This window comes from Paractinoplanes polyasparticus, from assembly GCF_019710575.1.
Taxonomy (GTDB): domain Bacteria; phylum Actinomycetota; class Actinomycetes; order Mycobacteriales; family Micromonosporaceae; genus Actinoplanes; species Actinoplanes polyasparticus.
In genome coordinates this window covers 70192-88789 of record NZ_JAHWFK010000003.1, presented here as the reverse complement: position 1 = coordinate 88789, position 18598 = coordinate 70192, and the positions used below count along the sequence as shown (strand labels likewise).

Sequence of the window (18598 nt, the reverse complement as noted above, 5' to 3'; positions counted from 1 at the left end):
GGCGAGAATCTCGAGAAACCATCGGGATCCCGACGAACGAGAGTCGGCGATTCGCCGCGACAAAAGTAGAGATCATGCGACGTAGGTATGACGTACGGGTGCTGGCGGCCATCCTCGCAGGGTGGCTGGCCATCCTCGTCGGCGCGACTACAAACGTCGCGACTGGCGTTCTGCCCGAGTCGTGGGATCCCCATCTGTGGCTGGCCTGGCCACTTCTTGGCGTATCTGGAGCGGGCGCCGTGGCACTCGGGGTCTGGCAGAGCCGAAGTGGTGAGCCGCGTTGGACGTCGTCCGAGACGGACCAGCTGAGTGATCACCTCGAACTGCTCCGCGGAGCGGTGCGCATCAGTTGGATCCAAAAGATGCTCGAGGAGCCGCTATCCCGGCAGCCGTTCATCGACCTCGAACTGCGTCAGCAGTTCAGTCCGAAAGCACACCCCTCGGACAATTTGGGCGACCATCCCCAGCGAAGCCAACCGGCGCCGAAAGACGATGCCGACCTCGTCGTGCTTCTGGAGAAGCACAGGTCGTTGCTCATCACTGGCATCGCTGGAGCAGGCAAGACGACGGCGTTGGTGACCATGGCGAAACGGCTGCTCGAGACTACCGAGATCGATCCGACGAAGCCAGTGCCCGTGGTATTCCGACTCGCCAGTTGGGCTGTCAACCGCAAACCACTCCAGGAGTGGCTCGTTGACGAGTTGGCTGGGGAAATGTACGGGGTGCGTCGTGGGGTCGCCGAAGCGTTGATCGGTGGTACTCGGGTCCTGCCGCTACTCGACGGGCTGGACGAGGTGGCGCCGCAGTACCGTGCCGAATGTGCCAAGGAAATAGAGCGCTTTCACAAGGAGCACGGGTTGCTCGTGGCGGTGTGTAGTCGGCCGATCGCCGCCGCCAGTCTGCTCAACGTTCGGGTCACCGTCGAGCTGCAGCCGCTCACCCGGCGGCAGCTCGAGGACTATCTGGACCAGTTCGGTGCTCCGCTGGCCGGCGTGCGTGAGGCATTGACGATCGATCCGGTGCTGTGGGAACTCTTGCGCATCCCTTTCCTGCTGAGCATGGCGATCACGGCATATCAGGGTGTCGCCGCACCGGAGATCGCGACCGGCACGTCGCTTGAGGAACAGCGCGACCGGCTGTTCACTGAGTTCGTGGCCAAGGCGCTGCACCGCAAGTCGCACGTGCCCGGCGCTCCGAAACCAGCCGACGCTAACCGCTGGCTCGGCTACCTCGCCCGTGGATTGGCGCAGCGGTTTCAGCAGACGTTCCACCTCGATCTGATCCGTACCGACTGGCTACCGGGCCGGTCGATGCGCAGGTGGGCAATGGTTGGCGCCGCAGTGCCCGGCGCGCTACTGGTCGCCGTAGCGAGCGCGGCCACCACGGGTCTCGCTCTCGGCGGCACGGCCGGGAGGATCATCGGCACGATCTTCGGGGTTCTCTTCGGCGTATGGCTGAGCTTCGCACCCGTGGAACTGAGCGAGTTGCAGGCATCTGAAACCCGCCGGAAGCGTATGCACGTCGCGGAGTGGGGATGTTCCACCGTCCTCCTCGCTGGGGGTGGGGCGATGCTGCTCGGCTGCCTGGGACTGGTGCCCGGAGCGCTTGTATCGGCGGTCACGGAGCGAGAGTGGTCCAGCGTTGTACCCGCGTGGGCCAGAGTCGGCGCCGTCTCCGGTGCCGCACTGGGATTTCTTGTCGGCGGTTTCCTCGCAACAGGCGGCTGGCATGCCAACGATGCCGCGATGGCCAGGAGGTATGGAGAAGAACAACGGGTAACGCACGGGTCCGGCTTTTACATGGCGACCTGGTCGATGATGGTCTTCACACTCATCGCCGGGTCAACGGCGGCTCTCGGGCTCGGCGTTGCATACGGGACCAACGGTATTCTCGTCGGTCTCTCGACGGGCCCCGCGGTCGCCTACATGCTGGCCGGCCGGGGGGTCGTAACGTATTGGCTGACCCGCCTGCTGCTGGCCCGCGCAAATTTGGCCCCTTTACGCCTGCACGCCTTCCTCGACCACATCAGCACGACGATGATCACCCACCATGCAGGTACGGGCTATCTGTTCCACCACCGGCTGCTCCTCGAATTCTTCGCGGGCGCCGAGCTCGCCAACGACTCCCATCACGTCCTCCCTGGCGCCCTGCCCACGGTTGACCTGAAGCCACGGCAACTACTCGAACGCGCCACCATCGTCGCCCGGAGCGCACCTAGCGAGGCGCTGAGTGCGCTGAAGTTCGCAGTGCAAGATCTCGCGCCGGAGGAGTACCTGCCCGTCGCGTTGGAAGTCGCGAAGTGCATTGATCTCCGACGAAGCATGGACGAACGGGCGTTCGAAACCGAGCAGCTGCTCGCAACGTTCGACATCTACAAGCTGGTCATGGAATCAGGTCACCCCGAGTTCGCGCCCGCCGCCGCCTACCACCTCGGCGAGCTCATCCTGCACGCCCGGCAGCTGCCACGTTCGCGCCACCTGCCACTCGCCGTCGAGTTGCCGAGTCGGCGCGTCGGAATGAGCTATCTCCGGGACGCGGCACAGTCGGCTCATCCGATATGGAAGGAGCGGGCCGCCGGGCGGCTTGAGGAACTGGGCCAACCCGTTTGAGTGACTGCCGCGCATTCCTCGCCTTCCCACGCGCAACCCGCGTCTCCTGCCCGAATCGATAGGGGGTGTCCACGAGGTGGCTCCAGCGCCCTGCGAACACACGAACCCGCACCGCGAACGGCCACTGAAGCTCTCCATCACACGCGGGCTTCGCCGGGCACACGTTCAGGAATCGGCGAACTCACGCACTTCCGGCCGCAGCGTGCTCATCTGCTGGCACGTCGAGCGCGAGAGCATGGCCACCCACTCCCAGCGGATCAACGGCGAGCGCGATGTTCAGGTGCCGCAGAAGGTCCGGTAGGCGCCGAAGTCAGGCGGGGCCGCAGTGGCGTACCGCTCGAAGCCGGGGCGCTCGTCGTACGGTGCGGTCACGGCCTCCATCAGCCGTTGGAACGGGTCCAGATCGCCGTCGGTCGCGGCGGTCAGAGCTTCCTCGACGAGGTGATTGCGGGGGATGTACAGCGGGTTGACTCGGTCCATCGCGTCGGTGCCCGGGCCCAGGGCGCGCCACCGCGTCACCCAGTCGTCAACCGCCGCGGGATCGACGAAGTGGCGACGCACCGGCTGGGTATCGCCGCGTCCGGCAACGGCGAGGGTACGGAAGAACGACGTGTGGTCGACGTGGTCAGTCCGGAGCAGCACGAGCAACTCCTGCACCAGCGGCGACACGACTTTCTGGTCGACGCCGTCGGACAGGCCGAGTTTGGCCCGCATGCCGGCTGTCCAGGCGGCATCGTACTGAGGGCGGAAACCGCCCAGTGCCTGCATGGCGAGTGCGACCGCCTGCTCCTCGTCGTCGTGCAGAAGCGGGAGGACGGCCTCGGCGAGCCGGGCGAGGTTCCACTCGGCGATCAGTGGCTGGTTGCCGTAGGCGTAGCGGCCGCCGTGGTCGATCGAGCTGTAGACGGCGGCCGGGTCGAAGGCCTCCATGAACGCGCAGGGCCCGTAGTCGATGGTCTCGCCGGAAATCGTCATGTTGTCGGTGTTCATCACCCCGTGGACGAAGCCGACCAGCATCCACCGCGCGATCAGTGATGCCTGGGCGGTGACCACCGCCTCGAACAGAGCAAGATACGGCTGTTCGGCCTCGGCGGCACCCGGGTGATGCCGGCTGATCGCGTGGTCGGCGAGCCGGCGCAGGAGAGCAACGTCGCCCGTGGCACGGGCGTACTGGAAACTCCCGACCCGCAGGTGGCTGCCGGCGACCCGGGCGAGCACGGCTCCCGGCAACAAGACCTCGCGGCGCACCGTGCGCCCGGTCGCCACCACGGCGAGAGAACGCGTCGTGGGGATGCCGAGGGCGTGCATGGCGGTGCTGAGTACGTACTCGCGCAACATCGGGCCGACCGCGGCCAGGCCATCGCCGCCGCGGGCGAACGGCGTGCGTCCGGAGCCCTTGAGGTGCAGGTCCCGCACGTGGCCGTCGGCGTCGACCAGCTCGCCGAGCAGGAGCGCCCGCCCGTCACCGAGCCGCGGACTGAACCCGCCGAACTGGTGCCCGGAGTAGGCCTGCGCCACCGGCGTGGCACCGGCCGGGACGGTGGCGCCGACGAGCAGTCCCACACCGTCAGGGCTGCGCAGCCCGGCGGAATCCAGGCCCAGTTCGCGGGCCAGCGCCTCGTCGAGTACGAGCAACCGCGCGTCCGGGGCCTGCTCGGCTCGCCAGGCAATGGCCATCTCCGGCAGCTCACGGGCGAATCGATGGTCCAGGGTGACGGTGGACAGCGGAGTGATACTCACCAACCGAAAGTACCCGCCGGCGCCGACGAGGCGCCCGCGTCAACGGCCGCCGAGGTCAGTTGCCGCGCGCCCAGCAGCCGGGGCGGCGACAGCAGAGCGCGATTCGGTGTAGACCACCGCGGACTCCTAATCAGCTTCGCCACAAACCTTGCTCTCAGCCGGCCTCGCGGACGCTTCGTCCCCGATCCGAGCGGCGGCGAAGTGCGCGTACTCCCGTACGCCGTCGAAATTGCGTTTCGTCACCGACCGCAACGATTGGTCCGTCAGCTCCCAATCCGTCCCGCCAATCCTGAAGTACATTCCCCCAGTCGTCCAAAGCGGGACGTCCTTCATCTCGAAATCGACGCCCATGCGCAGCCAAGCCCGGTGAATGTCTTGGCGTTCCACCCAGACGATCATTTCCTGGCACGGCGCAATCGTGCGCACCTGCACCACCGGCCGGTACGCGGTCTCACCACCCATCCCTGGCTGAGGCATGGAGAAGAGCACAACATTCGTGACCGGCAACGTGGTCGTGTTCCGGATCCTGACGTCCGTCACGTGACGGGACTCCGGCTTGGGAACCACGCGCTTGTTCTTGCCCTTGCCCACCTTGTCGTTGGTGTAAGGGCCCATATCCCAGAAGGACACCCCGGCGGCGTAGCGCCGCCCTTCTCGTTCGAGCGCTATGTGGTTGAGGCGCCGTTGGTCCAGGTTCAACTTCTGCTGATCCTGATAGGTGTTCTTCGCGAGGATCACCCCTGGGACCGCGAGCAGCAGCGCGATCACGGTAGCTACCGCCTGGCTCGCGTGCGACCAAACCTCCAGCCGCCGCAACCGGTCGCCTCCGTCCTGGGCCGGTACCGCGGCGATGGAAACGGCGCGTCGGTGTACCACGCGCGGCCGGGGCCGTCGGCCAGGCAAAATCTGCAACACAAGTAGGGAACGAATGCGAATCGGAAAGATTACGCATCCTCATCCGAAGGGCAACTACGATGCATAAGGCATCCTGAAACCAGCGGTCAACAGAATGACGAATGCCCTGTGGAGCGAAAGGCAATACCAATCGGCGTGCCGGCGACGGCCGTGACCCAGTAGCCGCGAACTCATTCGATCCGGGTCCGTAGGTCGTGCAGCCGCAGGGCTACCTGAAGTTGCAGGGCCCGGTCCGGCGCGCGCCAGTCCGCCCCCAGGATGCTCTCGACGCGGTCGAGTCGCTTGAGCAGTGTGTTCATGTGCACCTGGAGGGCGCCCGCCGTGCGGGTGAGGTTGCCGGAGTTTCCGAAGTAGGACGACAGCGTGGCCACGAGCTGAGTCGACCTATGCCGGTCGTAGGACAGCAATGGCTGCAGCGAATCGGCCAGAAATCGGTCGAGGTCGGGCGCCCGCTCGGTGTCGAACAACAGGGCGAACATGGCGAACGGCTCGGCCGTCGAGCCGCGGTCCGTCACGCCGAGGCTCTGCATGAGGTCGCAGCATTTGCCGGCGAGCTCGAACGCCTTTCGCCAGTTGTCGTCGGTCACCGGCTCGGCAACGACCCGGACCGCGGAGCCGAGCTCCCGGCGGAGGCGCCGGTGCACCGTTTCCGCCAACCGCGCGGGATCCGGCGCGGCGGCGAGGAGAGCCGCGCGGCCCAGATGTTCCCCGGCGAGCCCGTTCCACTCGGGGGACTGCGCATGAAGACGGCGGCCGATCTCCGAAGCCGATTTTGTCGCCGATTTCGCGACGACGACGACGTTCAGCAGATTGATGTCCACGCCCCGCGCATGAGCCCGGGCCCGTTGGGTCGGGCGTACCGGGGGAGCGGAGACCAATAGTTCGGTGAGCAGTTCGCCGCTGACCCTTTCCTCCGCCTCGGCGACAGCGGTCTCCTTCAGGATGAGCAGACCCATGATCTGGGCGGCGCGCTCGAGCATGCGTATGTCTACCGGGGCGGGCTCCTCGGTGCGGGTCAGTAGGAGCGCGCCGAGGTGGGTGTCGCCCGCTTGAATGGCCGCCGCACTGTGCCAGAGCCCGGTGCCATCGGTGGTCGTGGCCCATCTCCCGGACTGCCGGGCCTGCTCCACTGCATCGGGTGACGGTCGCTGTGCGGACTGCACGACCTCCGCATTGAGTGAGCACTTCGCGGTGACTGTGCCGGTCCGGTCGAAGACCGTGACCGCGCCTTTCAGATGCTCGACCAGCAATTGGGCGATCTCGTCGGCTCCGCCGCCCTTCAGCACCACATTGGTGAGGGACTCGTGGACGGATTGGGCCCGTTCCATCATGGCGACCTGCTGTTCGATGGTGAGAAACGCGGCCTGCAGTTGCTTGAGGGCGGAGCGGCTCTCGTCGTACAGCCGGGCATTGTTCAAAGCGATGGCCGCGTGGTCGGCGAACGCGCTGAGAAGCGCCACCTCGTCGTGCTCGAAGGGCCGTTCCGTACGGTCCGCGGCGAACAGCACGCCGATGACCTCCTCGCCCACCAGAAGAGGGACGCCGAGCAGCGCGACCATGCCTTCCGGGATGACCAGGTCGTCGAACGTCCGGTCGTGCGGGACATCGCGCGTCTCGAGGTAGTTGCTCACCCAGGCCGGCGCGCCGGTGGCGATGACCCGGCCGCCGACACCTGTACCGGAAGGCACCCTGGCCTCGTTGAACGTCGAGGAGATCGTGCCCTCCGACGCCTTGAGGGTCAGCTCACCGTCCGGCCCCAGCAAGGAAAGGTACGTGAAATCGGTGCCGATCAGTTCGTGTGCCGCGTGAACGATCGAAGCCAGCACGGCATCAAGTTCGCCCAGGGCGGTCAACGACCGAGCCGTCGCATAAAGCGAACCGAGCTCTCGTTCGCGCCGCAGGCGATAGGACGCGAGATCCGGGCTCGACGTTCGAAGTTTCGGCGGCTCGCTCATCGATCGGCCCTACCTCCGGTGGAGGATCTATCCACTACCTTGATCCAAACAGTGGGCTGATCATCCCTCACCGGCGCCTTCCGGCGCACTTAGAGTTCCCGAACAAGCATGTGACACGAGTCACAACCAATGCGCAAATCGGGAGTCTCTCATGACCATTTCCCATTTCGTGCACCAGCGCCGGTCACCGACCGTGATGAAGCTCGCCGCGGCGATGGTCGGCGTCGCGCTCCTGACCAGCGCATGCGGAGACGGTTCGGCCGACGACACCGCCGCGGCCGCGACCGGCGGCGGGCTCAAGGGCAAGACCATCGACTTCGTCGGGTACGGCAAGGACAACCCGTGGGGCGCCTACTTCAACAGCGTCTTCACCGCCAAGCTCGAGGCCGAGGGCGCGAAGATCGTCGACCTCACCACGATGGATCCCGGCACCGCGGTGACGAACTTCAACCAGGCGATCTCGAATCGGCCCGACCTGATCGTGGCCGCGCTTCTGGACACGTCGTCGATGGTTGTCCCGATCAAGAAGGCCAAGCAGGCGAACATCCCGGTGCTGGTCTTCGACGGCCGTCCCGACCCTTCGGTCGACGGCGACGTCATGCAGGTTCTCTCCGACAGCGAGGCGCTCGGCACCGCCGCGGCGCAGAACCTGGTGGAAGGCCTGAAGGCGCAGGGGAAGGACTCCGGAAGCATCATCGCGATCACCGGCACCAAGTCGGGATTCGCGTCCCAGGACCGCATGAAGGGCTTCGAGGCCGAGCTGGCCAAGACGCCCGGGTACAAGATCGTCGACGTCCAGGACGGCAACTGGGATCCCACGCTCTCCGGCAAGATCGCCACGCAGCTGTTCGCCAAGTACGGCTGCGCGGGCATCCAGGGCGCGTACGGCATGGCGGACTACCAGGCGCTGCCCATCATCGCGGCGGCCAAGCAGGCGGGCTGCGCGGTGGCCGGCAAGAACGGCGTCGTCGTCACCGGCAGCAACTGCTTCAAGGTCGGCATCGACGCGATCAAGGACGGCACCCTCTACGGAACCGCGACCGAGGACCCCGGCACGATCGCCGAGCAGACCGCCGCGTACGTGGCCCGGTACTTCAACGGGGAGAAACCGCCGGCCAAGGAGCTCGTCAAGGAAGAGCGCGTGACCGCTGCGAACGTCGCGCAATACGCGGAACAGTGCACCAAGGCATGAGCTCCGCGTCCACGACGGCCGGCGGCGAACTGGTCCGGGTCGACGGCCTCGTCAAGAGCTACGGCAGCACCCGGGCGGTCCGGGGCGCGTCCTTCGGCATCGCCCCCGGTGAGATCCACGCACTGTGCGGACACAACGGCGCGGGCAAGAGCACCGTCGTCAAGATGCTCTCCGGACAGGAAGTCCCGGACGGCGGCACCATCCGCGTCGGGGCCGAGGTCGTCGACCTGCGAAGCCGGCAGGTGGCGCAGCGCGGTGGCATCGCCCTGGTCGACCAGGAGCTCAGCGTCGTGCCGACGCTCACGGTCGCGGAGAACCTCCTGCTCGGCGACATCCAGGCGAGCTGGATCAATCGCCGGCGCACCTCCGGCGAACGGTTCCGCACCCTGCTCGACCGCGTCGGCCTCGGCCACGTCGGTCTCGACCAGCGACTCTCCGAGCTGGGCATCGGCGAGCGCCAGCTGATCGAGATCGCACGGGCCCTGGGCCAGGACGCGCGACTGGTGATCCTCGACGAGCCGACGGCCACCCTCAGCGATGTCGAGAGCGCGTACGTGTACACGGCGGTGCGCAGTGTGGCCGCGGCCGGCTGCGCCGTGCTGTTCGTCTCGCACCGGCTCGGTGAGGTCCTCGACCTGTCCGATCGGGTCACCGTGATGCGCGACGGCGCCGTGGTGGCGACCACGCCCGTCGCCGACCTGACGATCGACTCGCTCATTCTTCAGATGCTGGGTGAGGCCCCGCACCGGCTCGGCCGGCGAACCGGTCGGGACATCGAGGGTTCCGCCGAGGTCCTGAGCGTCTCCGGGCTGACCGTCCCCGGCCGGGTCGCCACCTTCGACATCACGCTGCGGGCCGGCCGCGTGTACGCCGTAGCCGGTCAACTCGGGTCGGGCGCTTCCGACGTGCTGCGCGCGATCGCCGGCCTGGTTCCGGCGGCCACCGCCGGCATCACCGTCGACGGGGTCACGGTTCCCGCCGGCCGTCCGGCCGCCGCGATCAAGGCCGGAATCGCGTTCGTCTCCAACGACCGCAAGGCCGAAGGGCTGTTCCTCGACAAGCCGGTCAGCTGGAACCTGCTCGCCACGCGCCTGCCCCACGTCACCCGGCTGGGGGTCCTCGACCGCCGGCGGTGGTCGGCGGCTCTGGCCGCGCTCATCGACCTGTGCGGTCTCGACGGCCGGCGCGCCGGCCACGACGTGGGTTCGCTCAGCGGCGGCAACCAGCAGAAGGTCTTCGTCGGGCGGTGCCTCGGACGCGACGACGTCCGGGTCCTGCTGCTCGACGACCCGACCCGCGGCGTCGACGTCGGCGGCCGCGCGGCGATCCACGCGCTGCTGCGGGACGCCGCCGACCGGGGCATGACCGTGCTGTTCAGCTCGACCGACCTCGAAGAGCTGCTCGACCTCGCCGACGTGGTGGTCACCATGCACAAGGGCGTAGCGGTCCGGCGGCACGACGGCGACACGGCCGGCTCCGTCCTGCTGCGGGAAATGACGCACGGGGCCGCGACCGTCACCGAGGAACGGAGGTGAACGCCCTGTCCACGCCGGCGCGCCTCGATGCGCCCGCGTCCCCGCGCGGGCGGCAGCGCTCGCGTGCCGACGTCGTCATCAACGTGATCGTGGTCCTGGCCGTGCTGGCGGCGATCGTCGTGGGCCTGTCCACCCATCGCTTCGCGACCGTCGCGAACGCCAAGGCGATCATCACGTCGGCCAGCCTGGTCGGCATCGCCGCGCTCGGGCTGACGCTGATCACGATCGGTGGATCGGCGGTCTCGCTCGCCATCGCCCCGACCGTGGCGGCCGTCGGCATGATGTTCCTGTCGGCCCAGTCGCTCGGTCTCGTCCCGGCACTGGCCATCGCTCTTCTCTGCGGCGTTGTCATCACCGGGGTGCAGGGCGCCGTCGTCGGCTACGCCGCCGCGAACCCCGTCGTCCTCACCATCGCGGCGAGCTTCGCGATCACCGGACTGGCCATCGGCATCAGCGGGGGCGCATCGGTCGCGCCCACCGGATCGGGGTACGACCATCTGAACGCGACACCCGGCGGGGTGGCGCTCAGCGTCTACGTGCTGATCGTGCTGGCGGTGGCCGTCGAATGGACGTTGCGGCGGACCGGCTTCGGGCGATCCCTGTACCTCATCGGCGCCAACCGTCCAGCGGCCCGGGTCGCGGGCCTGCCGGTAGGGCGGACGACCGCGGTGGCGTGGCTCGGGGCGGGCGCGCTGTTCGCCGTGACCGCGGCGTTCACGGCCGCGTTCAACACCTCGGCGAACGTCAACCTCGGCGGCACGCTCACCTTCGACGCCATCGCCGCGGTTCTGGCCGGCGGCACGTCCATCGCGGGCGGGCGCGGCTCGGCGCTCCGCACCCTGGCCGGCGCGGTCCTGATCGCCGGGGTATCGGACATCCTCCTGCTGCGGGGCTATTCCACCGGAGTGCAGATCATGGTGAAGGGACTCATCGTCCTGTTCGTCGTCGTCATCGTGCACCTGCGTACCAAGGGAAGCCGGGCATGAGCGCCCGACGGCTCGGGCGACCCGAGGTACTGCTGCCGACGGCGGCGGCGGGCCTGACCGTCACGGCGTTCGCGCTGCTCCCGGCGTACACCGATGCGGGTCTTTCGTCGTTCGACGTCTACAACACCTTCCAGATCTTCGCGCGGCTCGGCCTGTTGGCACTCGCGCTCGGGCTCACGATGATCGCCGGCGAGTTCGACCTGTCCGTGGTGGGCACGTACGCGTTGGGCGGGATGCTCACCGTCCAGGCCGGTCAGGAGCACTACGCCTACGGCCTGCTCGCCGCGGTGGCCGCCGGAGCCGCGATCGGACTGGTGCAGGGCGGCCTGATCGCCGGTCTCAAGCTCCCTTCGATGCCGGTCACCCTGGCGACCTACATCGCGCTGCTCGGACTCACCAGCGCGCTGTCCGGCGGGCTCACCAAGACGTACTCCAACGCGGCGGTGACCCTCTGGGTCGACCGGACGGTCCTGACCTACTTCTCCCCGCGAAGCCTGATCACCCTGGGGCTCTTCGTCCTCGCCGCGGTCGTCCTGTCACTGACCCGTTGGGGCCGTGAGCTCCGCGCGATCGGCGGGGACCGGCGGGCGAGCCGCGTGGCCGGAGTCCGGGTCGACCGTCTCCTCGTGGGCACGTTCGTGGCTTCCGGCGTGCTGTCCGCGCTCGGCGGCTCGCTGCTGAGCTTCAGCCTCGGCTCGGCGAACCCCGACCCCGGTGTGCAGCCGCTGATCGTGGCGGCCGCGGCTGCACTGCTCGGCGGCGTCTCCCTCACCGGCGGGCGCGGCAATCCGCTCGGGCTTCTCGGCGGGATCATGGCGGTCGCCCTGCTCACCGAGATCGTGACGGTCGCCGCTCTGCCGGCGTACGTCACCCAGCTCTTCTTCGCGGGCCTGCTCGGCATCATCGTCGTCATCGATGCCCCGGATCTGCACAGCGCGCTCGTCCGGCAGCGGACACGCCTCCGAGCCGGGACCAGTCGCCCGTCACCCGCGGGTGCCCAGCCGGGCAGCCAGACCTAAGGAGCGCGTCATGCCAGAACCGTCACTGCTCTTCTCCGATCTTCGCTTTCCCGAAGGCGCCCGCTGGCACGACGGCCGGTTGTGGTTCTCCGACATGCACACCGGCCAGGTGTTCCGGTCCAACCCCGCCGCACGGACCCTCGAGGAGGTGACCGTCGTCGACGACCAACCGTCCGGTCTCGGCTGGCTGCCTGACGGCTCCCTGCTGGTGAGCTGCATGACCGATCGCAAGGTCCGGCGGCTGGGTCCGGACGGACGCCTGAGTGTCCTGTCCGACGTGTCCGGCTTCACCGACGCGCCGATCAACGACCTGGTGACCACCGGGACGGGGCAGACCTTTCTCGGCGGCTTCGGATACGACCTCTACGCCGGCGCCCCGCAGAAACCGGGCCCCATCTTCCGGATCGACGCCGACGGCCGGGCCGCCCTCGTCGCCACGGACATGGTCTTCCCGAACGGGATGGTCGTGCTGCCCGGTACCGCCACTCTGGTGGTGGCGGAGACATGGGCGGCCCGCCTGACTGCCTTCGATATCGACGAGCGCGGTGACCTGGCCGGCAAGCGGGTCTGGGCCGAACTTCCGGCGGGCTCGACTCCCGACGGGATCTGCGTGGACGAGGCCGGCGGAGTGTGGGTCTCGTCCATCACCACGTCCCGGTTCCTCCGGGTCGAGGCGGGGGGCCGGATCACCCGGACGATCGAGGTCGACGGCCGCTGCGCCACCGACTGCGTGCTCGGCGGGCCCCGCGGGACGACGATCTTCCTGCTCACGTCGAACAGCTGGCAGCCGTCCGAGACCACCGTACGGGCCGGACGGATAGAGGCGGTCGAGGTGGAGGTCCCGGTGCGACCCACGACCATGGAAACGAGGACCCGGTGATGATGCGCGGCCTGATGCAGGACCGTCCGCTGACCGTGCCGACGTTGCTGTCGCGGGTGGAGAGCAGCTTCGGGCACAAGCGGATCGTCACCGGCGGCGCCACCGAGACCGTGACTACGTGGCGCGAGGTGGCGCCGCGCGTCCGCCGACTGGCGCGGGTCCTCGAGAGCCTCGGGGTGCCGGCCGGCGCATGCGTCGGCACCTTCGCCTGGAACACTCAGCGGCACGTCGAGCTCTATCTCGCGATCCCGAGCTCCGGGCGGATCCTGCACACGATCAACCACCGGCTCTTCGGCGAGCAGATCACGTTCATCGTCAACGACGCGGCCGACGACGTGCTGTTCATCGACCGCACGATTCTGCCGGTGGTCTGGCCGCTGGTCTCCTCGTTCGGCACGGTCCGGCACATCATCGTCATGGACGACGGCGGCGACATGCCGCTGCCCGACGACCCGCGCGTACTCGATTACGAGGAGCTTCTGAGCCGCCAGGCGGACGGGCCGTTCGAGAACGTCATCGAGGACGAGAACGCGGCCGCGTCTCTCTGCTACACGTCGGGAACCACCGGCAACCCCAAAGGCGTGCTCTACAGCCACCGCTCCATCGTGCTACACAGCCTGCTTCTTCTCGGCGCGGACGTCTTCGCGCTGAGCGAGAAGGACGTCGTGGCGCCGATCGTGCCCATGTTCCACGTGAATGCGTGGGGGCTTCCGTACGCTGCGATGCAATGCGGTTCCGACCTGGTCCTGCCCGGCCCGGTCAAGAACCCGGACGAACTGGTCTCGCTCCTGTCCCGTCACCGAGTCACGTTCAGCGCTGCCGTCGCGACCGTCTGGCGGGATCTGATTCCGTTGCTGAGCGGCCACGACCTCAGCAGCCTTCGCCACATCGCCTGCGGTGGTGGCGCCGTCGACGATGCGCTGTCCCACACGTACGAGAACGCGGTCGGGATTCCGCTGACCAACGCGTGGGGAATGACCGAGACCAGTCCGGTCGTCACCACCTCCCGCTTGGCGACGCACCACGACGGCCTCACCGGCGAGGAGCGACGGCTTCTGCTCGGCAGCCCCGGCCCGGCGGCGCCGCTGACCGAGATGCGGATCGTCTCCGATGACGGCGTGGAACAGCCGCGTGACGGACGATCCCTGGGCGAACTGCAGGTCGCCGGAGCCACCATCGCCAGTGCCTATTTCGGCGCGGACCGGGACGGAGATGCCTTCACCCCGGACGGATGGCTGCGCACAGGCGATGTGGCAACGATCGACGAATGGGGGTACCTGCGCATCGTCGACCGCACCAAGGACCTGGTGAAGTCGGGAGGCGAATGGATCTCATCCGTCGTGCTCGAGAACGCCATCATGTCCGATCCGAGGGTGAAGGAAGCGGCCGTGATCGGCGTCCTCGACCCGCGCTGGGGTGAACGCCCGTTGGCCTGCGTCGTTGCCTCCGAGGGTGCGATCCTCACGGCGGAGGACGTTCGCACACACCTCGGCGACCGAGTCGCATCGTGGTGGATCCCCGAACGCATCGAGCTGATGAACGAGATCCCGAAGACCGCCACCGGCAAATGGTCGAAGCAAGCGCTCCGTCAACGGTTCGTCGACCCGACAACCGAATCACACTGAGACCGCACCAGCGGGAGGAACTGCCATGCCGATCGAACCGCGCCTGGTCGTCACCGGCCACAGCCCCGGCGGCGATGCCGTCTTCGTCGACGATCGCCACCCCGAACCGGTGAATGTCCGGGCCCTTCCCGGAGCCGACTTCTACCTGATGTGGGGCACCGCGGACGGGGCGCCGACGGTGGGCGACAAGGACGCCGTGCCGGTGCTACGGCCCTATTTCCCCGGTATCGGCGGCAGCCGTGTCATCTTCCTCCGGTGGGCGGCTCGATCGTCGGATCCGGAGCCCGTGCCGGATCCGCGAAGTGTCCAGGACGAGGTCGCGGACAAGCTTCCCGGCCTGCTCGATCCATTCGAGGACAACGGCGACGGCATGCACACGACCGACACCGTCGATTACGCGATCTGCATCGAGGGCGAGCTGAGTCTCGAACTCGACAACGGGGCGGAAACGACACTGACGCCGGGAACATGCGTGGTCCAGCGCGGCACCAGGCATGCGTGGAAGAACAAGAGCGATCAGCCGGCGCTGATGTGTTACGTCCAGATCGGTGCGGTGCGCGTCTGAGGCGCCTCCAACCTGTCATGGCGCCTGCGTTCCCGATTTCGATTAACGAAAATGACACCATCATTGCGTGGCTTCGCGTCCTCTTCGTTCTCCAGCGGCGATTAGTATCAAAATTTCTGAGAGGAGATTCGGCTGCGGACACCGCGGCGCGACGCTCCCGGAAAATTGATCATGCTGGCGAACACCCCGCGTGACTGAAGGTGACGACGTGCACCATCCCGCTGTCCTCGCTGGGGTGTAAATGGCCTTCCGCGTGGCGTCGCGTCCGATGAATACTTGTCCGATGGGACGCACGCTTGGGTACGACGATGCGGTTCGGACGCTCGGCGGGGATGCGGCGAAGATCCAGCAGCTAGTCGACACCCTGGTCGGTACTGGGATGCTGGCTCTTGTCGGGCCTTTCCGGGACGTGCTGGGCTGGTTCGACGCAAAGGCCGAACTGAGCAGGATCACTCAGCGCCTCGTTACCGGGCTGGTCGAGCATCGGCAGTCGTTGTCCCGATTCGAGCGGACCGAACAATTGCGCGCAGCTCACGCCGTCCTTGCCGCGACCGCATTCTTTGAAATCATGGCCGAGGCCGAGCTCCCCGTCGACACTGCGGATCTGGAACTGACAGCGGATGAACAGCGGGCGCTCATCATTCGGGCCGCGGGGTTGCCGGGCGCGCCAGTTCCTGGTCGCGCCGAGTCCCACGAGGACTTCCGAACCAGGCTGGTTGCCTGTTACCGGAGCATGGCCGCGGTCGTCGTTGAGTTCGGAAGCGGGCTTGCGATTTGGGAAAGGCTGGACGACTCAATCCTCGATCACACCAGAGCGGTCCTCGCCGAACTGGCCGAACCAGCCGCGGTGCGGTTCGAAAGCCTGCTCGGGCGGCTGGTCACAGAGTTCCCAGAGGTTGCCTTCTGGGCGAGCGTACGGGAACAGACGGCCGTCCATGCGCGATTGCGTGACGTCACGACGGCACTAGCCGCATTGGGCGAGGTGCTGGACGCGATCGCCGTCGGGCGGGCTCCGGACGCGCGTCGTTCCGGCTTGGCACGTGGCTACGCGGCCGCGCTCGACCGGCCGGTCGCCGAAACCGGCGATGTGCCGACAGGGCTACGGTTGCCGGCGCTGGGCGAGGCTTTCGTTCCGCAGTCCTACCGCACCGCAGAGGTGACCGGCCAGACGCCTTTGAACAGGGAGGATTGGTGGGAGGGCCAGCCGGTCCGCGACAACCTGCTCGCATTCCTCGCCGGACGGCTCATCTCACCGGATCTGACCACTGCGCCGATGCTCATCCTCGGCCAACCGGGGTCCGGCAAGTCAGTCCTGGCTCGTATTCTTGCTGCAAGGCTGCCTGCCCAGGACTTTCTCTCGGTGTTGGTCCCTCTTCGTTCCGTGCATGCAGTCGCTGACGTTCAGGAGCAGATCGAGCAGGCGATCCGCACGGATACCGGCGAACGCCTGGACTGGCCGGCTCTCGTCCGGTCGGCAGGCTACGCGATCCCGGTAGTCATCCTGGACGGCCTTGACGAACTGCTCCAGGCTACTGGAGTCAGCCAGACCGACTACCTGTTGCGGGTCGCGGCCTTCCAGCGGCGCGAGGCCGACCAGGGACGCCCCGTCGCGGTCATCGTGACCAGCCGCACCAGCGTGGCTGACCGGGCTCAGACGCCAGACGGCTCGCTGGCGGTCCGCCTGGAGCCGTTCGATCGGTCGCGCGTCGGCGCCTGGCTGGACACGTGGAATCGCACCAATGCCGAGCATTTTCGAAGCGGGACCGCGACGGCGCTGAACCTGGAGACCGCGATGCGGTACCCGCAGCTGGCCGGCCAACCGTTACTGCTACTCATGCTCGCCATCTACGACGCTGAAGGTGGCGGCCTCCGCTCGTCGGGCACGCTACGCCAGGACGAACTGTACGAGCGGCTGCTCGAAAGGTTCGCTCGACGTGAGGTAGACAAACGCAGCTCCGGCCTGCCGCTACGGGAGCGGGATCAACTGGTCGAAGCAGAGCTACGCAAACTCAGCGTCGTGGCGTTCTCCATGTTCAACCGGGGCGCACAGTGGGTCACCGAGGAGGAATTGGACGCCGATTTGCGAGCGCTTCCTGGAACGGTCGGGCAGAACACGGCGCCGACAACAGCCAGTGGTCTACGAGCGCCCATACGGGCCGCCGAACTAGCGCTCGGATCTTTCTTCTTCGTCTATCGTGCTCGCGCAACCCGGGACGACGACGTTCTCTACGCTTACGAGTTCCTCCACGCAACGTTCGGCGAGTTCCTGGTCGCACGCCTGATTCACCGGGTGATCAGGGACATGGTCGCACGAGAGCGAGCAACTACCTTCGTCACCAGCGCAGCCGCCGAGGATGGTCTGCTTCATGCTCTGCTCTCGTTCGCACCCCTGGCAGCCCGCCCCCAAGTCGTCGCCTTCGCCAACTGGATGGGGTCGGACCTTCCGGCAACCGAGCGCACGAATTGGGCCGAACTGCTGGTCCGGCTCTTCGACAGGGCACAGCAATCCCGTCTGCCGGACGTATATGACTCCTATGCGCCCCGATCCCTGACCGTGCCCGCCAGGATTGCCGCGCACACTTCTAATCTGCTGATCCTCGTGCTTTGCTCCGCCGACATCACCGCCAGTCGCCTGGTAGGCGTCGACAGCAAGGTCGACTCACTCGGGATGCAGACCATCCGGCTCTGGCACGAGCTGGCACTACTCTGGCACTCGCAGGGCGGAGCAAGCGGTTGGGCCGGGTTGCTCGACCTCGTGCAGGTCGATCGGGTTCGCCTTGGCCAACGGCGTGACATCGCACTCAGCCTGAGTCTTGCTCACGTGGCGACTGCGCCGCCGGTGGACATGAATTGGGTGCTCGGCATCGATCGGCCGGCGGACGACACCTCCGAGGACCAGGTGAATTGGATGTTCCGGGAAAGCTGGGACATTGTGCCACGCGAGGTGCACTTCACCTGCGACCGATCGAACGACTCCCAGCACCATGCGATCGAACCGCTTCTGCGGGCTGGTCTGCCCATTGTGGGCAGCCACATCTATCTTCCGATCGGTGCCGAGCCGGTCAACATACTCGGCGCCTTGACGAGCGTGCTGCTCGACCCTGTTCAGTCCCCAGACGAACGCGAGGAATTGTATCTGAGGGCCACCGAGTGGACCCTCACTTTGATACCCGAGGCCAAGGGCTTGTTGTTACGATGCCTAGAACTCGATGCCGAGGTGAAAGAAGACGTCGTATCGAAGATTGTCCTCGATTTCCTTGAACGGGGCGCCGGCGGCGAGGACGCTAGAATTCGCCGCCGGCTCCTCCGCTGCGCTACCGTGCATATGCGAGCAAGCTCAAAGCGGATGGCACGGGCCGTGTCCTTCCATCTGCTGGAACGGTACGAATGGACAGACCTGCATCTGGATGCTGCGATCCGAATGGCGGAATTGGGCCTGGGTCGGATTTCCCTTCATGACGAGGAAGCCCGTCGACTGCTGGGTGCATACGCGACCACTCGACCGGACTTGATTTCCCGCATCCGAATTCTCAGCGGAGAATGAGGCCGGCACTATGACGAATCAGGTTGCGACCAG

The 18598-nt window shown here is 67.1% G+C and carries 12 protein-coding genes; 9 read left to right on the top strand and 3 right to left on the bottom strand.

The features are described from left to right. Positions 1-98 precede the first annotated feature (98 nt). The gene (locus KXC43_RS05670; protein WP_221374867.1) at positions 99-2609 is read left to right on the top strand and encodes an NACHT domain-containing protein; all 2511 of its coding nucleotides are present in this window, start codon (positions 99-101) and stop codon (positions 2607-2609) included. A gap of 276 nt (positions 2610-2885) precedes the next feature. On the opposite strand, the gene KXC43_RS05665 is transcribed toward KXC43_RS05670, so the two are convergent. The 3 genes from KXC43_RS05665 to KXC43_RS05655 form a co-directional block, all read right to left on the bottom strand. Continuing rightward, positions 2886-4349: a protein adenylyltransferase SelO gene (locus tag KXC43_RS05665; protein WP_308128971.1), complete on the bottom strand. Its 1464-nt coding sequence runs from the start codon at positions 4347-4349 to the stop codon at positions 2886-2888. Between the two features lie 126 nt (positions 4350-4475). After that, positions 4476-5117 (bottom strand): hypothetical protein, encoded by a 642-nt coding sequence (locus KXC43_RS05660; RefSeq protein WP_221374865.1) that lies wholly within the window; start codon positions 5115-5117, stop codon positions 4476-4478. Between the two features lie 317 nt (positions 5118-5434). Then, on the bottom strand, positions 5435-7219 hold the full coding sequence (locus KXC43_RS05655) for a helix-turn-helix domain-containing protein (RefSeq protein ID WP_221374864.1): 1785 nt from the start codon (positions 7217-7219) through the stop codon (positions 5435-5437). A 151-nt stretch (positions 7220-7370) separates the two neighbouring features. Between KXC43_RS05655 and KXC43_RS05650 the strand changes: the two genes are divergently transcribed. From KXC43_RS05650 to KXC43_RS05615, 8 genes are all read left to right on the top strand, one after another. Further along, on the top strand, positions 7371-8411 hold the full coding sequence (locus tag KXC43_RS05650; protein ID WP_221374863.1) for a sugar ABC transporter substrate-binding protein: 1041 nt from the start codon (positions 7371-7373) through the stop codon (positions 8409-8411). Further along, positions 8408-9946, top strand: a complete 1539-nt coding sequence (locus tag KXC43_RS05645) for a sugar ABC transporter ATP-binding protein (protein ID WP_221374862.1) — start codon at positions 8408-8410, stop codon at positions 9944-9946. The genes KXC43_RS05650 and KXC43_RS05645 overlap by 4 nt, the downstream gene beginning before the upstream one ends. After that, the gene (locus KXC43_RS05640; protein ID WP_221374861.1) at positions 9943-10932 is read left to right on the top strand and encodes an ABC transporter permease; all 990 of its coding nucleotides are present in this window, start codon (positions 9943-9945) and stop codon (positions 10930-10932) included. Before KXC43_RS05645 ends, KXC43_RS05640 begins: the two co-directional genes overlap by 4 nt. Beyond that, positions 10929-11951, top strand: coding sequence for an ABC transporter permease (locus KXC43_RS05635; RefSeq protein WP_221374860.1), 1023 nt, complete (start codon positions 10929-10931; stop codon positions 11949-11951). Before KXC43_RS05640 ends, KXC43_RS05635 begins: the two co-directional genes overlap by 4 nt. 10 nt (positions 11952-11961) lie before the next feature. After that, complete coding sequence (locus tag KXC43_RS05630; protein ID WP_221374859.1) at positions 11962-12831, top strand: SMP-30/gluconolactonase/LRE family protein; 870 nt, start codon at positions 11962-11964, stop codon at positions 12829-12831. Continuing rightward, positions 12831-14456: a long-chain fatty acid--CoA ligase gene (locus tag KXC43_RS05625; RefSeq protein WP_255643594.1), complete on the top strand. Its 1626-nt coding sequence runs from the start codon at positions 12831-12833 to the stop codon at positions 14454-14456. The genes KXC43_RS05630 and KXC43_RS05625 overlap by 1 nt, the downstream gene beginning before the upstream one ends. A 25-nt stretch (positions 14457-14481) precedes the next feature. Then, on the top strand, positions 14482-15021 hold the full coding sequence (locus tag KXC43_RS05620) for a cupin domain-containing protein (RefSeq protein WP_221374858.1): 540 nt from the start codon (positions 14482-14484) through the stop codon (positions 15019-15021). Positions 15022-15304: 283 nt separating this feature from the next. Then, the gene (locus tag KXC43_RS05615; RefSeq protein ID WP_221374857.1) at positions 15305-18565 is read left to right on the top strand and encodes an NACHT domain-containing protein; all 3261 of its coding nucleotides are present in this window, start codon (positions 15305-15307) and stop codon (positions 18563-18565) included. Positions 18566-18598 lie beyond the last annotated feature (33 nt).

Coding starts and splice junctions, on each gene's coding strand:
- KXC43_RS05655 (WP_221374864.1), bottom strand. CDS start 7,219: ATGAGCGAGCCGCCGAAACTTCGAACGTCGAGCCCGGATCTCGCGTCC.
- KXC43_RS05650 (WP_221374863.1), top strand. CDS start 7,371: ATGACCATTTCCCATTTCGTGCACCAGCGCCGGTCACCGACCGTGATG.
- KXC43_RS05645 (WP_221374862.1), top strand. CDS start 8,408: ATGAGCTCCGCGTCCACGACGGCCGGCGGCGAACTGGTCCGGGTCGAC.
- KXC43_RS05635 (WP_221374860.1), top strand. CDS start 10,929: ATGAGCGCCCGACGGCTCGGGCGACCCGAGGTACTGCTGCCGACGGCG.
- KXC43_RS05630 (WP_221374859.1), top strand. CDS start 11,962: ATGCCAGAACCGTCACTGCTCTTCTCCGATCTTCGCTTTCCCGAAGGC.
- KXC43_RS05625 (WP_255643594.1), top strand. CDS start 12,831: ATGATGCGCGGCCTGATGCAGGACCGTCCGCTGACCGTGCCGACGTTG.
- KXC43_RS05620 (WP_221374858.1), top strand. CDS start 14,482: ATGCCGATCGAACCGCGCCTGGTCGTCACCGGCCACAGCCCCGGCGGC.
- KXC43_RS05615 (WP_221374857.1), top strand. CDS start 15,305: ATGGGACGCACGCTTGGGTACGACGATGCGGTTCGGACGCTCGGCGGG.